At 68.4% G+C, this 15,006-nt stretch carries 15 protein-coding genes; 14 read left to right on the top strand and 1 reads right to left on the bottom strand.

What is annotated here, in order from left to right; translation table 11 throughout:
• Positions 1–16: 16 nt before the first annotated feature.
• Complete coding sequence (locus ACE3N9_RS06165) at positions 17–634, bottom strand: DNA-3-methyladenine glycosylase (RefSeq protein ID WP_374281919.1); 618 nt, start codon at positions 632–634, stop codon at positions 17–19.
• An 84-nt stretch (positions 635–718) separates the two neighbouring features.
• Here ACE3N9_RS06165 and ACE3N9_RS06160 point away from each other — a divergent pair, with 84 nt between their 5' ends.
• The 14 genes from ACE3N9_RS06160 to murG all read left to right on the top strand — a co-directional run bounded on the left by ACE3N9_RS06160 (position 719) and on the right by murG (position 14,995).
• Positions 719–1,036, top strand: coding sequence for a 2Fe-2S iron-sulfur cluster-binding protein (locus ACE3N9_RS06160; protein ID WP_374281917.1), 318 nt, complete (start codon positions 719–721; stop codon positions 1,034–1,036).
• 91 nt (positions 1,037–1,127) lie between these two features.
• Entirely contained in the window at positions 1,128–2,132 is a 1,005-nt protein-coding gene (locus tag ACE3N9_RS06155) for a cysteine synthase A (protein ID WP_374281915.1), read from the top strand.
• 20 nt (positions 2,133–2,152) lie between these two features.
• Positions 2,153–2,485: a hypothetical protein gene (locus tag ACE3N9_RS06150; RefSeq protein ID WP_374281913.1), complete on the top strand. Its 333-nt coding sequence runs from the start codon at positions 2,153–2,155 to the stop codon at positions 2,483–2,485.
• Complete coding sequence (locus tag ACE3N9_RS06145) at positions 2,439–3,224, top strand: ABC transporter (protein WP_374281911.1); 786 nt, start codon at positions 2,439–2,441, stop codon at positions 3,222–3,224. Before ACE3N9_RS06150 ends, ACE3N9_RS06145 begins: the two co-directional genes overlap by 47 nt.
• Before the next feature lie 346 nt (positions 3,225–3,570).
• A complete protein-coding gene (locus tag ACE3N9_RS06140; protein WP_374281909.1) occupies positions 3,571–4,074 on the top strand; it encodes a division/cell wall cluster transcriptional repressor MraZ in 504 nt (167 codons plus the stop codon).
• A complete protein-coding gene (gene rsmH, locus ACE3N9_RS06135) occupies positions 4,071–5,024 on the top strand; it encodes a 16S rRNA (cytosine(1402)-N(4))-methyltransferase RsmH (protein WP_374281907.1) in 954 nt (317 codons plus the stop codon). The genes ACE3N9_RS06140 and rsmH overlap by 4 nt, the downstream gene beginning before the upstream one ends.
• Positions 5,021–5,521, top strand: a complete 501-nt coding sequence (locus ACE3N9_RS06130) for a hypothetical protein (protein WP_374281905.1) — start codon at positions 5,021–5,023, stop codon at positions 5,519–5,521. The genes rsmH and ACE3N9_RS06130 overlap by 4 nt, the downstream gene beginning before the upstream one ends.
• Positions 5,518–7,245 carry a peptidoglycan D,D-transpeptidase FtsI family protein gene (locus tag ACE3N9_RS06125; protein WP_374281903.1) on the top strand — a complete coding sequence of 576 codons (1,728 nt, stop codon included), beginning with the start codon at positions 5,518–5,520 and terminating at the stop codon, positions 7,243–7,245. The genes ACE3N9_RS06130 and ACE3N9_RS06125 overlap by 4 nt, the downstream gene beginning before the upstream one ends.
• Positions 7,242–8,699: a UDP-N-acetylmuramoyl-L-alanyl-D-glutamate--2,6-diaminopimelate ligase gene (locus ACE3N9_RS06120; RefSeq protein WP_374281901.1), complete on the top strand. Its 1,458-nt coding sequence runs from the start codon at positions 7,242–7,244 to the stop codon at positions 8,697–8,699. The genes ACE3N9_RS06125 and ACE3N9_RS06120 overlap by 4 nt, the downstream gene beginning before the upstream one ends.
• Entirely contained in the window at positions 8,696–10,159 is a 1,464-nt protein-coding gene (gene murF, locus ACE3N9_RS06115; RefSeq protein WP_374281899.1) for a UDP-N-acetylmuramoyl-tripeptide--D-alanyl-D-alanine ligase, read from the top strand. The genes ACE3N9_RS06120 and murF overlap by 4 nt, the downstream gene beginning before the upstream one ends.
• 9 nt (positions 10,160–10,168) lie before the next feature.
• The gene (mraY, locus tag ACE3N9_RS06110) at positions 10,169–11,239 is read left to right on the top strand and encodes a phospho-N-acetylmuramoyl-pentapeptide-transferase (RefSeq protein WP_374281897.1); all 1,071 of its coding nucleotides are present in this window, start codon (positions 10,169–10,171) and stop codon (positions 11,237–11,239) included.
• The gene (murD, locus tag ACE3N9_RS06105) at positions 11,236–12,588 is read left to right on the top strand and encodes a UDP-N-acetylmuramoyl-L-alanine--D-glutamate ligase (protein ID WP_374281895.1); all 1,353 of its coding nucleotides are present in this window, start codon (positions 11,236–11,238) and stop codon (positions 12,586–12,588) included. The genes mraY and murD overlap by 4 nt, the downstream gene beginning before the upstream one ends.
• Positions 12,588–13,826, top strand: a complete 1,239-nt coding sequence (locus tag ACE3N9_RS06100) for an FtsW/RodA/SpoVE family cell cycle protein (RefSeq protein WP_374281893.1) — start codon at positions 12,588–12,590, stop codon at positions 13,824–13,826. Before murD ends, ACE3N9_RS06100 begins: the two co-directional genes overlap by 1 nt.
• Positions 13,823–14,995: an undecaprenyldiphospho-muramoylpentapeptide beta-N-acetylglucosaminyltransferase gene (murG, locus tag ACE3N9_RS06095; RefSeq protein WP_374281891.1), complete on the top strand. Its 1,173-nt coding sequence runs from the start codon at positions 13,823–13,825 to the stop codon at positions 14,993–14,995. Before ACE3N9_RS06100 ends, murG begins: the two co-directional genes overlap by 4 nt.
• Positions 14,996–15,006 lie beyond the last annotated feature (11 nt).

The raw sequence follows: 15,006 nt of genomic DNA, 5'->3' as shown, positions 1-15,006 counted from the left end.
TTGCTGTCAGCACTGCTTACAGGGCCGGGTTGTTATAGCAATGCCAGGTGAAAATCGCGGTGGCGCCGCGGTGCGGCCGCCAGGCCTCGGCCAATTGGCGGGTGACCTTTTCGCTGGGGCGCTCGGGCAGGTCCAGCAGTTTGGCGAGCCCCGCCTGCACCGCCAGGTCTCCGGCGGGCCAGATGTCGGGACGGCCCTCGGCGAACAACAAGTAGATTTCGGCCGACCAGCGGCCGATGCCCTTGATCTGGGTCAGCAGCGCGATCGCGGCTTCGTCATCGGCGGGCAGGGCATCGAAATCGAGCCCGCCCGAAACCACCAGCTCGCACAGTGAGCGCATGTAGCCCTGCTTCTGGCGCGACAGGCCGCAGGCGCGCAGGGTGTCGAAATCGGCGTCCAGCACGCGGTGCGGATCGGGATCGGCACCAGCAAAGGCCTCGAACTTGCGCCACATCGATGCGGCGGCGGCGACGCTGACCTGCTGGCCCACGATGGTGCGCATCATGGTTGCGTGGCCGCGCTCGCGGATGCGGGGCTCGGGATAGCCGGCCACGGCCAGCGCGCGGGCGATGCCCGGTTCGATCCCCGCGACCGCGTCGAGACCCTGTTTGATTGCCGTAGCGGAAAGACCCATCACACACCTGTTGCCAAAATGTGGGCGAAACAGTAGCAGCCGCCGCAAAGCGCGGATAGGGCGCGCACTCGGAGGATCTTGCACATGCCGAAGCTGGTTATCGTCAATCGCGCGGGTGAAGAAAAGGCTGTCGATGTCGCATCGGGCCTGTCGGTTATGGAAGCGATCCGCGACGCGGGTTTTGACGAAATGCTGGCGCTGTGCGGCGGCTGCTGCAGCTGCGCCACCTGCCATGTGGTGGTTGATGGCACCTGGGCCGACAAGCTGGAGCCGATGAGCGAAGACGAAAACGACCTGCTCGACAGCTCGGATCACCGCGAAGCCAATTCGCGTCTGTCGTGCCAGCTGCACATCAACGATGCGCTCGACGGCCTGAAGGTCCGTATCGCCGCCGAAGATTGATAGGGGTGGGGGCCTGTCCCCCACTTCAGCTTTACCGCGCCCAAGTGCAAATCCATTGCGCTTGGGCGTTCGTGCACCTAGCTGTTGCGACATGACTGCACTTGTCCAGACCAACACGCTCGACCTGATCGGCAACACCCCGCTCGTCCTGCTTGAAGGACCCAGCGAAGCGGCTGGCTGCGAAGTGTGGGGCAAGTGCGAATTCGCCAACCCCGGTGCCTCGGTCAAGGACCGCGCCGCGCTGTGGATCGTGCGCGATGCCGAAGCGCGCGGCGCGCTGAAGCCCGGCGGGACGATTGTCGAGGGCACGGCAGGCAACACCGGGATCGGGCTGGCGCTGGTCGGCAATGCGCTGGGCTACAGCACGGTCATCGTCATGCCCGAAACGCAAAGCCGCGAGAAGATGGACACGCTGCGCGCGCTGGGGGCGGAGCTGGTGCTGGTCCCGGCCGCGCCGTTTTCCAATCCGGGCCACTTCGTCCACACCTCGCGCCGTCTGGCCGAGGAAACCGAAGGCGCGGTCTGGGCGAACCAGTTCGACAACATCGCCAACCGCAAGGCCCATATCGAAAGCACCGCGCCTGAAATCTGGGAGCAGATGGGCGGACGGATCGATGGCTTTACCTGTGCCGCGGGCACTGGCGGGACGATTGCCGGGGTGGGCCTTGGCCTCAAGGCGTTTGACGAGAACATCCGCATTGCGCTGACCGATCCGCACGGCGCGGCGCTGTACAACTATTATGCCCACGGCGAGCTCAAGGCCGAAGGCACTTCGGTCGCCGAAGGGATCGGGCAGGGCCGGATCACTGCCAATCTCGAAGGCGCGCCGATCGACATCCAGTTCCGCATTTCCGACGAGGAAGGGCTGGAATGGGTCCGCCGCCTGCTGCGCGAGGAAGGGCTGTGCCTGGGGCTGTCATCGGGCATCAACGTGGCCGGGGCGGTGGAACTGGGCCGCCAGCTAGTGGCCGAAGGACGCGAGGATGCGCGGGTGGTGACGATCCTGTGCGATACCGGCTTCCGCTACCTCTCCACGCTCTACAATGCCGAATGGCTGCGGGCCAAGGATCTGCCGGTCTTCCCCTGGCTGGCTTAAGTTCCTATATTGCCGGTCAGATGGCTAGCGAACCGCCACGCAGGGTTCTTGAACCGCTTTCCGCGCCGCAGCACTTTGCGCCGCCCAGCGCGCGCGAATTGCGCGCTCAGGCGGTGCAGCGCCTGCAGACCGGGCTGTTCGGGCTGGCCGCGATCCTGCTGATCGTGGGCCTGGCAGACATCATCAACGAACGCGCGCTCAAGGCAGAGGCTGCCAACCAGGCACCCAGCACCACTGCGTCGGCTTCGCCCACCGGCAAGGGCGATCCGCTGGCCGATGCGGGCGTGGTGCCGTCGGCTTCGGCCAGTGCTGATGCCAAGCCGCCTGCCACTGGCGGAGCGCCCCAGAATTAACCGCAGTCGGCTCTGGCTGGGACTGTTGCTGCTGGTCCTGCTGGTCGCGGGGCTGGCGGTGATCGGCCGCGCGATGCAGCGCGGCGAGGCGCCGCCGGTCGGCCTGTTCACCACCCTGCCGATCCTGTGGAACGAAAGCGCCGATGTGGCCGGGCTGCTCGACCAGCGGCAGGAACCGCACTGGGCGCGGGCCGAACTGGCGCGGCGCGGGCCGATCGCCGCGCTCGACACATTGGGCGGGCCGGACGGGCCGGGCCAACTGGCGCGCCTGCGCCGACTGGTGATCGCCCAGCCGCGCCCGCTGGGGCCAGCGGAAAACGTTGCGCTGGATGACTGGGTGCGGGGTGGGGGGCAGCTGTTGTTGCTCGCCGATCCGGCGCTGACCGCCGAAAGCGCCTTTGCCGTGGGCGATCCGCGCCGGCCGCAGGCGGTGGTACTGCTCAGCCCGATCCTGAAGCGTTGGGGACTGGAACTGCGGATCGATGATGGCCAGCCGTTTGGCGAACGCCGCGTCGATGTGCTGGGCACTTCAGTGCCGACCAACCTTGCCGGGCATTGGGCGAGCCCGGGGCAGGGCCATTGCCGCTTGTGGGGCGATGGGCTGGCGGTGACCTGCGCAATTGGCCGGGGGCGCGTGGTCGCTCTGGCCGACGCCGCCGTGCTCGATGCCCAGGATCCTGACGGGGCGCGGCGCAAGGCGCTGGCCATGCTGCTTGATGCGGCCTTCGCCGCACGCTGATTTCACGACATTTGGGGATCACGCGGGACAGCCCGGGAGGCTGCCCTGGAGTCGTGCGCTAAACCATTGAAATTCCGTAGTTGGTTCGGTGGAGAGAAGCCACGATCCGATCCCTAATTGCATGAATCAAAACAAGCTAAATCATATATTTACCGAGTTATCCCGTGAATTCCCGCAAAAACCCCTTTCATCCCGCCGGACACAGGGTTAAGAAATCGTTCCATCGACATGGATGTTCACCGTCGCATCCCGATTCAGGGGTGGACCGGACGCGAGGGCGCGCGGCCGGGACGGGGAAGATTTTTCTAGGGGTCCGGGGCTCTCCCGGCATGAGGCGGGGCAGGTTGTGGAGGCGGCAAGGCCGATCAACTATAGCGGACAGGGCTTCTCGCTGCTTGGCGAGAAGGGCCGCTTTGTGCTGCCCCCCGACTTCCGCAAGGCCGTGCGCGATTCCGGCATGGGCGAGCGCGTGCTGTGCCTGGCCAAGCATCCCCGCTGGAAGTGCCTGACCGCCTTTGGTCTGGGCCGCGTCGACATGTTCGAAGCCGAGCTGGACAAGCTGGAGCGTAACGCGATCGAGCGCGGGCAGGACTTCGACCGCGAACTGCGCGCCAACCAGATGTACGGCTTTGCCCGCGTGCCGTTCGACGATAGTGGCCGCTTCGTCCTGCCGGAACGCTATTTCAAGCTGGGCAACATCGTCGACCGCGCCTTCTTCCAGGGCGGCGGGCTGCAGTTCACGATCTGGAACCCCGAGGAACTGGCCAAGCTGGGCGAGGGCTGGGAAGACGCGCAGGAAGCCTGCCGTGATCTCGAAGCCCAGGCCATGGCCGGAAAGGCGCGCAAGTGACCGCCGCCGCCCCGCACATCCCGGTCCTGCTGGACGAAGTGATCGCCGCGCTGGAACCGCGTCCGGGTGCGGTGATCGTCGATGCCACTTTCGGCGCGGGCGGCTATACCCGCCGCCTGCTTGACGCCGGGGCGCAGGTCCACGCCTTTGACCGCGATCCCGATGCGATTGCCGCTGGCCGCCAGTGGCCCGAAACGCAGGAGCAGCCGCCCCGCCTGGTGCTGCACCCGCGCCGCTTTTCGGAAATGGTCGCGGCCCTGGCCGAAGCGGGCGTGGCGCAGGTCGACGGCGTGGTGATGGACATCGGCGTCTCCTCGATGCAGCTGGATCAGGCCGAGCGCGGCTTCGCCTTTGCCAGCGACGGTCCGCTCGACATGCGCATGGGTCAGGACGGGCCGAGCGCGGCCGATTTCCTCAACACCGCCGCCGAAGCCGAAATTGCCGACGTTTTGTTCCAGTACGGCGAGGAACGCCAGTCGCGCCGGGTGGCCCGCGCGATCGTCGCGGCGCGGCCGCTGACCACCACCGGGCAGCTGGCCCAGGTGGTGCGCAAGGCGCTGGGCCATCGCCCCGGCGCGCCCAAGGATCCCGCCACCCGCAGCTTTCAGGCGATCCGCATTCACGTGAACGCCGAGCTGGAGGAACTGGACAGCGCGCTTGACGCCGCCGAGCAGCTGCTGCGCGCCGGGGGCAAGCTGGCCGTGGTCAGCTTCCACAGCCTGGAAGACCGGATCGTCAAACAGTTCCTGCGCGAAGCCAGCGGCGCCGTGGCCAATGCCAGCCGCCATGTCCCGGTTGCTGCGCGGGCCGCCGCGCCGACCTTTGCCCAGGTCGCCAAGGCGGTGCGCCCGTCCGAGGCGGAACTGGCCCGCAATCCCCGTGCGCGCTCGGCCACGCTGCGCGCCGCCACCCGTACCGATGAAGCTCCGCGCGACAGGAGGGCAGCATGAACCTGACTCGTGACCGTTTGCGTTCGATCGGCTGGGCCGCCCTGCTGATCGTCTGTTTTGCCATGCTGGTTGCGCTGACCTTTCGGGTTAACGCGGTGAAAAGCCAGGTCCGCCTGGCCGAGCGGCAGATCGTTGCGGTCAAGCAGGACAAGCTGCTGCTTGAAACCGAATTCGAAACCCGCGCCAACCAGCAGCAGCTGAAGTCGCTCAACGACGTCGAATTCGGCTACCAGGCGCCGACCGCCGGGCAGTATCTGGAAGGGGAGCGCCAGCTCGCCGCGCTGGGCAAGCCGCGCAGCGCCGATGCGCCCAGCCCGATCCGCGTGGCCAGCGCCGCCGGGGTCAGCGATGTCAGCGTGCTGCCGGCGATGGTTTCGCCGCTGAGCGGCAAGGCCATGGCCGCCGAAGTGCCGCGCGACGGGGCTCGCAAGCCGGTGACCGCCGCCACCCTGCGCGACCGGCTCAGCCAGGTCGGATCGGGAGTTGCGACCGAATGAACCGGGCGGCCGTCTCGACCGTGATTTCATCTGGCCGGGGCGAACTTGTCAACGTGCGGCAGCGCACGCTGCTGATGGCCAAGTGGCGCGTGATCTGGGTCGCGCTGGCGTTTGGCTTCGTCGCCATGGTGGCCGTGCTGCGCATCCTGTTCCTGGGCGCGTTCGAAGGACAGCCGGCCAGGGCCGATGCCTTTGCGGCGCTGCTGCCGTCGCGCGGCGACATTGTCGATCGCAACGGGGTGACGCTGGCACGCGCCTTTCCGGCCTATTCGCTGTGGTACAACCCGGCCGCGCTGGGCGATGACGGCACGCCGCTGGTCCATTCGCCGCGCGAAGTGGCCGCCGCGCTGGTCAAGATTTTCCCCGACATGGACGAAAAGGCCCTGGCCGCGCGGCTGGCCGATGGCCGCCCGGGCTACCTGCGCCGCCGCATCCTGCCCGAGGATGCCAACAAGATCCACGCGCTGGGCGAACCGGCGCTGGAATTCCCGCGCGAGCTGGAACGGTTTTATCCGCAAGGCTCGATGGGGGCCCACGTGCTGGGCTTCGTCGGCGCCGACGGCAAGGGCCGGGTCGGCATGGAAGAAGTGTTCGACCAGCGCCTGACCGACGAGGCGACGCGCGGCACCCCCGCCGTGCTGTCGATCGACACCCGCGTGCAGGGCGCGCTGGAAGACGAACTGGCCAAGGGCATGGCCGACAGTGCCGCCAAGGGCGCGGCCGGGATCGTGCTCGACGTCGATACCGGCGAAGTGCTGGCGCTCGCCTCGCTGCCTTCGTTCAATCCCAACCTGATTGACCGCACGGGTGAAGCGAACATCTTCAACCGGGTGACCAACCAGGTCTACGAATTGGGTTCCACCTTCAAGCCGATCTCGGTCGCCGCCGCGATCGACGCGGGCACCGTGTCCGATCTGTCGCGCCGCTACCAATCGAACCGTCCGCTGGAAATCGGCGGCTTTCACATCCGCGACAGCCACAGCTTCGGCGCTTCGCTGAACGTGCCCGAAGCGCTGGTCCATTCGTCCAACATCGTCACCGCGCAGATTGCCGATGAATTGGGCGGGGCGCGGCTGAAGGCCACGATGGAAGCGCTGGGCATGAACGACCGCGCCAAGGTGGAACTGCCCGCGCGTGGTTTTCCGCTGTGGCCCAAGGGCGACTGGAGCCGGATTACCACCATGACCGTGTCCTATGGTCACGGCATCGCGGTGACCCCGCTGCACCTGGCCAGTGCCTATGCCGCGCTGGTCAACGGCGGTATCTGGCGTCCGGCCACGCTGCAGAAGATCCAGCCAGGCACCGAAGTGGCGGGGCGCCGCGTGTTCAAGGCCAGCACCAGCGCGCGGATGCGCCAGTTGCTGCGGATGATCGTCGACGTCGGCACCGGCCGCAAGGCCAATGCCGCCGGCTACCGCGTGGGCGGCAAGACCGGCTCGGCTGAAAAGCCGGGGGTGGGCGGTTACCAGCGTTCCAACCTGGTGGCGACCTTTGCCGCCGCTTTTCCGATGGACCGCCCGCGCTATGTCGTGATCACCATGCTGGACGAACCGCAGGGCACCCAGGCGACGTCCGGCCAGCGCACCGCCGCGTGGAACGCCGCCCCGGTGGTCGGCCGCGTGGTGCCCCGGATCGGCCCGCTGCTGGGCATCATGCCGGATGCGACGCGTGATGTGGACATCACCGACATTGCCCCGCTGGTGAGCAGCGGAGAAGGCGAATGAAGCTTGCCATCCTGGCCGAACGCGCGGGGCTGACCCTGCCGGGCAGCGGTGACGCGCAGGTCACCGGTTTTGCCATCGACAACCGCAAGGTTGCCAAGGGCTGCGTATTCGGCGCGTTCCAGGGCGCGACCGTGAACGGCGAGCAATTCATTCCTGCCGCCGTCGCCGCCGGGGCGATCGCCGTGGTCGCCCGGCCCGAAGCCCGGGTCGAAGGCGCGCTGCACATCGCGGCGGACAATCCGCGCCAGGCCTTTGCCCGGCTGGCGGCGCAGTTCTTCACCCCGGTCCCGGCCTGCGTGGTCGCGGTGACGGGGACCAACGGCAAGACCTCGACCGTCGAAATGGTCCGCCAGCTGTGGCGCATGGCTGGCCACCGCGCCGCCTCGATCGGCACGCTGGGGGTGACGACCAGCGATGAAAGCGTCTCCACCGGGCTGACCACGCCGGACATCGTCACTTTCCTCGCCAACATGGCGGGACTGGCGCGCGAAGGGGTGACCCATGTCGCCTATGAAGCGTCGAGCCACGGCCTGTCGCAGTATCGCAACGAGGGGCTGCGGGTGGTGGCCGGGGCCTTCACCAACCTGTCGCGCGACCACCTCGATTACCATGCCGACATGGACGATTACTTCGCGGCCAAGATGCGGCTGTTTGATGAAGTGGTCGATGCCGATGGCACGGCGGTGGTCTGGACCGACGATGAATGGTCGGACCGCGCGGTGGGCCATGCCGCGCGGCGCGGGCTGAAGCTGCTGGGCGTGGGCGCGCGCGCCGGGGCGGACGGGATCCGCCTGACCGGCCGGACGCCGACCCAGCTTGGCCAGACGCTGGAACTGGAATGGCAAGGCCAGCCGCGCAAGGTGAACCTGCCGCTGATCGGCGCCTACCAGGCCGCCAATGCGCTGGTGTCCGCCGGGCTGGTGATCGCCAGCGGCGGCGCCGGGGCGCAGACGCTGGATGCGCTGGCCCGGCTGCAGCCGGTGCGCGGACGGCTGGAGCGCGCCGCGATCAGCCGCGGCGGGGCGCCGGTCTATGTCGATTACGCGCATACCCCCGATGCGCTGGAAGCTGCGATTGCCGCGCTGCGCCCGCACTGCGCGGGCCGCCTGATCGTGGTGTTCGGCGCCGGCGGCGACCGCGACAGCGGCAAGCGCGCGCCGATGGGCCGGGTCGTGGCCGAGCAGGCCGACCTGGGTATCGTTACTGATGACAACCCGCGCGGCGAAGAAGCCGCCGCGATCCGCGCCGCGGTGCTGGCGGGCGGCAATGGCGTGCTGCGCGAAGTGGGCGACCGCCGCGCCGCGATTGCCGCCGCGATTGCCGAAGCGGGCAAGGCCGACATCGTGCTGGTGGCCGGCAAGGGACATGAACAGGGCCAGATCGTGGGCGCCGGCGAGAATTGCCGGGTGCTGCCGTTCGATGACGTGGCCGTAGCGAGGGAGTGCGCCGCATGAATGCCGTCGTCCGGATCCTTGATTGGCCGATCGAAGCCGATGATGCGCTGCCGCTGGCGCTGTGGGATGCGGGCAGCATCGCGCGGGCGACGGGCGGCCAGGCCAGCACCTTCTTCCAGGTGGCCGGAGCCGACATCGACAGCCGCGACGTGACCGAGGGCGACCTGTTCTTTGCGCTCCAGGGCGAGGCGATGGACGGCCACAAGTTCGTCCCCATGGCCTTTGCCAAGGGCGCGGCTGCCGCAATCGTCGACCGCCCGGTCGAAGGCCCGCACGTGCTGGTCGAAGACACCACCCAGGCGCTGATCGCGCTGGCCAAGGCGGCGCGCGCGCGGGTTGACGCGAAGATCATCGGGGTGACCGGATCGGTCGGCAAGACCGGGGTCAAGGAAGCGATCTTCGCCGCGCTCGACCGGTCGAGCCGGGGCAAGGCGCATCGCAGCGTCAAAAGCTACAACAACCACATCGGCGTGCCGCTCAGCCTGGCGCGGATGCCCGCGCGCAGCCGCTATGGCATTTTCGAAATGGGGATGAACCACGCGGGCGAAATCGCCGGGCTGACCGCGCTGGTCCGCCCGCACGTGGCGGTGATCACCACCATCGCCCCCGCGCATATCGAGAACCTGGGCAGCGAAGCGGCGATTGCCGATGCCAAGGCCGAAATCTTCGCCGGGCTGGAACCCGGCGGGATTGCCGTGATCCCGTCCGACAGCCCGCACTATCCGCGCCTGCTGGCCGCTGCCCGCGCGGTGGGCGCGCAGGTCATCTCGTTCGGCCGGGCGGTCGGTTCGGCGGTCCGGCTGCTGGATGCCGTGCCCGCGCCGGGCGGCGGCTCGCTGGTCACGGCTGATCTGGGCGACCGGCGGCTGTGCTACACCGTGGCCGCGCCGGGCGAACACTGGGTGACCAATTCGCTGGCGGTGATGGCCGCCGTGCGCGCCGTGGGCGGCGATCTGGGCGCGGCCGGGCTGGCGCTGGCGGAACTGGAAGGGCTGAAGGGCCGGGGCGAGCGCCACACCCTCAAGACCCGCGATGGCGGCACCGCGCTGCTGATCGATGAAAGCTACAACGCCAATCCCGCGTCGATGCGGGCCACTCTGGCGCAGCTGGGCGTGACGCCGGCCAAGCGCCGCGTTGCCGTGCTGGGGGCGATGAAGGAACTTGGGGAGCACGGCCCGGCGTTCCACGCCGAACTGGCCGGCCCGATCGCGGCGGCCGGGGTCGATCAGTTGATCCTGGTGGGCGACGAGATGCGTGCGCTGGCTGACGAACTGGGGAAAGGCGCTGCCGGACCGCTTGGCAAGGCGCTGCCCTTCGCGCATTGCCCTAATGCAACGGCTGCGCTGCAGGCGCTGCGGGAACTGGGCGTGGAAGGCGGCGACGCGATCCTCGTCAAGGGGTCGAACTCGGTGGGTCTGGGGGCTGTGGTCGCCGCGCTTGCCGCACAGAACAAGGAATAGCGTCAGGCAATGCTGTACCTGATCGCGCAGTATTTCCACTTCGAGGGTCTGGCGAACCTTATTCGCTACCAGACCTTCCGCGCGGGCGCCGCGCTGATGACGGCGCTGGTGATCGGCCTGATCATCGGCCCGCGCTTCATCAACATGCTGCGCGTGCGCCAGGGCAAGGGCCAGCCGATCCGCGAGGATGGGCCGCAGACCCACCTGGCCAAGCGCGGCACCCCGACCATGGGCGGGCTGATGATCCTGATCGCGCTGGTCGTCTCGATGCTGCTGTGGATGGACCTGTCCAGCCCGCTGGTCTGGGCCTGCCTGGCGGTGACCGGCGGGTTCGGCCTGATCGGGTTCATGGACGATTACGACAAGGTCAAGAAGCGCAGCACTGCCGGGGTTTCCGGGCGGGTCCGCCTGCTGGCCGAATTCGCCGTCGCGGGCGTCGCGGCCTGGATCATCGTCAGCCAGATCAACACCAACCTGTACGTCCCGTTCCTGTCGGGCCGCTACATCCCGCTGGGGCCGTTCTACTATGTCTTTGCCGCGATCGTGATGGTCGGTGCGGGCAACGCGGTGAACCTGACCGACGGGCTGGACGGGCTGGCGACCATGCCGGTGGTGATTGCCGCCGGGGCCTTCGCGATTATCGCCTATCTGGCCGGGCGCGCCGACTTTGCGCATTACCTGGGCATTCCGCACGTCCCGCGCGCGGGTGAACTGGCGATCCTGTGCGCCGGGATCATGGGCGCGTGCCTGGCCTTCCTGTGGTTCAACGCGCCGCCGGCGGCGGTGTTCATGGGCGATACCGGCAGCCTCGCGCTGGGCGGCGCGCTGGGGGCGATCGCGGTGGCGGCGCATCACGAAATCGTGCTGGCAATCGTCGGCGGGCTGTTCGTGATGGAAGCCGTCTCGGTGATCATCCAGGTCGCGGTCTACAAGCGCACCGGCAAACGGGTGTTCAAGATGGCCCCGATCCACCACCACTTCGAACAGCTTGGCTGGAAGGAATCGACCGTGGTGATCCGCTTTTGGATCGTCTCGATCGTGCTGGCCCTGATCGGCCTATCGACGCTGAAGCTGCGATGATCACGTCCACCGCCTTTGCCGGACAGCGCTTTGCCGTCCTCGGCCTGGCCCGTTCGGGGCTGGCCGCGGTGGAAAGCCTCCTGGCGGGCGGGGCGCAGGTCATGGCCTGGGACAGCCGCGAGGAACCGCGCCGCAAGCTGGAAGGCCGGGTTGACCTGGCCGATCCGGTAACGGCCGATCTGACCGGTTACGATGGGGTGGTCGTCTCGCCCGGTGTGCCGCTCAACACTCACCCCATCGCCGAAGCCGCCGCGCGTTACGGCGTGCCGGTGATCGGCGACATCGAACTGTTCGCGCTGGCCCGGCCCAGCCTGCCGGCGCACCGCGTGGTCGGGATCACCGGCACCAATGGCAAGTCGACCACCACGGCGCTGGTCCACCACATCCTGCAATCGGCCGCCCTGCCGGTGCGGATGGGTGGCAACATCGGGCTGCCGGTGCTGTCGCAAAGCCCGCTGTCGGCGGGCGGGGTCTATGTGCTCGAACTGTCGAGCTACCAGATCGACCTGACCCACAGCTTGCAATGCGAAGTGGCCGCGTTGCTTAACATCACGCCCGATCATCTTGATCGCTATGCCGGGTTCGAAGCCTATGCCGCGTCCAAGGCGCGGCTGTTCGAAATGCAGCGCGCCGATCAGTTCGCGGTGTTCGGCGTGGGTGACGGCGAAACCCGCGCCGTGGCCCAGCGTGAGGCCGCGCGGCGCGAAGCCAGCCGGGTCCGCTCGGTCGATGGGGCCGACCTTGCCGCGCTCCAGGCCGACTGGCCCAGCCTGCAAGGGCCGCACAACCTGCAGAACGCCGCCGTTGCCGTCGCTATTGCCGAAGCGCTGGGGCTGACCGCGATGCAGTGGCGCCCGGCGCTGGCCAGCTTTCGCGGCCTGCCGCACCGCATGGAACGCGTTGCCGATGTGAACGGCGTGATGTTCATCAACGACAGCAAGGCGACCAACCCGGCCAGCACCGCGCCGGCGCTGGCCGCCTTTCCGCCCGCGCCGCAGCGCCGCATCCACTGGATCGTCGGCGGCCTGCCCAAGGGTGATCGGCTGGACGAGTGCGAGCCTTGGTTCGGCAACGTTGCCGCGGCCTATACCATCGGCGATGCCGGGCCGCGCTTTGCCGAGCTCTTGTCCCCGCACATGCCGGTGCGCCGCAGCGAGATGATGTGCGAGGCGATCCGCCAGGCGATGGAAGCCGCCCATCCCGGCGACGTGGTCCTGCTCAGCCCGGCCTGCGCCAGCTTTGACCAGTTCCGCGACTATGAGGCGCGCGGCGACAGTTTCCGTCAGATCGTCGAGGCGCTGGCCCATCCCGATGGCGACGAGCCGCTCGCTGGGGGAGGAGCGAACTGATGGCCACCCATCCGCCCTATGTGCCGCGCGCCGGCCGGATCCCCGCCGATGCCGCGCAGCACCAGCGCCTGCGCCGCAACCGCCGCAGCGAATTCGCGATCTGGTGGCGCGAGATCGACCGCGTACTGCTGACCCTGGTGCTGGCGCTGATGGCGATCGGCACGGCCGCCGTCGCGGCGGCCAGCCCGGCCAGCGCCCGGCGCCTGTCGACCGCCGCGGTCAAGCTGGATGACCTGCACTTCTTCTACCTGCACATCCGTTTCCAGCTGCTGGGGTTGATCGCGATGTTCGCCGCATCGACGCTGCCGCGCGACATGGCACGCCGCGCAGGCATCGTGCTGGGCTTTGCCATGCTGATCGGGCTGCTGCTGGTGCCGGTGATCGGCACCACGGTGAACGGGGCGAAGCGCTGGCTCAATCTGGGCATGTCGCTTCAGCCAAGCGAATTCCTCAAGCCTGCCTATGCGATCTGCCTGGCCTGGGTGCTGTCGTGGCGGGTGCGCGATCCCAACCTGCCGGTCGTGCCGATGGCCTGGGGCATGATGGGGCTGGTCTGCGGACTGTTGATGCTGCAACCCGATTTCGGTTCGGCGGTGCTGTTCGCGGGCGTGTGCTGCGTGCTGGTGCTGATGAGCGGGATCGACGTGAAGCGCATTCTGGCGCTGGGCGCGGCGGCGGTGGCGGCGGTGGTCGCGGCCTATGTGTTCTATGACAATGCCCGCCACCGCATCGACGCGTTTCTGGGCGGCGGCACCCAGTTCGACCAGGTCGACCTGGCGCAGCGCACCTTGCTGGCCGGCGGCTGGACCGGCAGCGGCCTGTGGCTGGGCACGCGCAAGCTGGGTCTGCCCGAAGCGCACACCGACTATATCTTCTCGGTCATTGGTGAGGAATTCGGCCTGCTGGTCTGCGGCCTGATCGTGCTGATCTACCTGGCGATCGTGCTGCGCGTGCTGCTGCGCCTGCTGGACGAGGAAGACCTGTTCACCACGCTGGCCGCCGCCGGGCTGATTGCCCAGCTGGGCGGGCAGGCGTTCATCAACATCCTCGTCAACCTGCAACTCTTTCCGTCCAAGGGCATGACCTTGCCGCTCATTTCCTACGGTGGTTCGTCCACTATCGCGCTGTGCCTGGGCGTGGGCTTCCTGCTTGCGATCACGCGCCGCAACCCCTTCATCGAGCGTGAGCGGTTCCGCCTGCGCCAATTGGGCCAGACCATGCCCGGAGCCCGCAAATGAGCGTCGCGCGCCATTACGTCCTGGCCGCCGGGGGCACCGGCGGGCACCTGATCCCGGCCTTCGCCCTGGCGGTGGAACTGGAAGCGCGCGGCCACCATGTCGCGCTGATCACCGATGCGCGCGGGGCCAAGCTGCCGGGCAAGCCGGCCAGCCTCGTTACCCACGTCCTGCCCGCCGGGCGGATCGGCAAGAACCCGCTGCACTGGCCCAAGGGGATCGAGGCGATCCTGGAGGGGCGGCGCATGGCGCTGCGCCTGTTCGAAAGCTTCCAGCCCAGCTGCGTGATCGGCTTTGGCGGCTATCCGGCCTTCCCGGCGCTGTGGGCGGCGACCGGCGCCAAGATTCCCAGCGTGATCCACGAACAGAACGCCGTGCTCGGCCGGGTCAACCGTCTGCTCGCCGGGCGGGTCGATGCGATTGCCACCGCGTACCACGAGGTTGACCGGCTGGCGCCCAAGCATCAGCATAAGGTCCACCTGGTCGGCAACCCGGTGCGGGCTGAAGTGCTGGCGCTGCGCGAACAGCCGTTCCCGGCCTTTTCCGCCGAAGGCCTGCTGCGCGTGCTGGTGACCGGCGGCAGCCAGGGCGCCAGCGTGCTGTCCGAAGTGGTGCCAGATGGCCTGGCCATGCTGCCGCCCGCGCTGCGCAGCCGCCTGCAAGTCACCCAGCAATGCCGGCCCGAGGATATCGAAGCGGTCCGCGCGCGCTATGCCGGGCACGACATTCCCGCCGAACTTGGCACCTATTTCGAGAACATGGCCGAACGGCTGGCCGATGCGCACCTGTTCATCGGCCGGGCCGGGGCTTCGACCATTGCCGAGCTGACCGCCGTGGGCCGCCCGGCGATCCTGGTGCCGCTGCCGATCGCGACCGACGATCACCAGGCCGCCAACACCCGCGACATGGCCCGCGCCGGCGGCGCGCGGATGATCCGGCAGGACCGCTTCACCGCCGCCGAACTGGCCAAGCAGATCCAGGCGATCGCGATGCAGCCGGCAACGCTGGCCACCGCCGCCCATGCCGCGTGGAACTGCGGCTTGCCCGGCGCGGTGCGCGACCTGGCCGATCTGGTGGAAAGTTTTGGCGGCACGCCATTGATGGACGTGATCCGCGTGGCCGATGCAGCCGCGGCTGGCGCCGTCATGGGCGGCGCGGCGGCAGCAGGATAGGGATCGGCAAG

This window comes from Novosphingobium sp. (genome assembly GCF_041905565.1).
GTDB lineage: Bacteria > Pseudomonadota > Alphaproteobacteria > Sphingomonadales > Sphingomonadaceae > Novosphingobium.
This window is presented reverse-complemented; position numbering and strand designations above follow the sequence as displayed.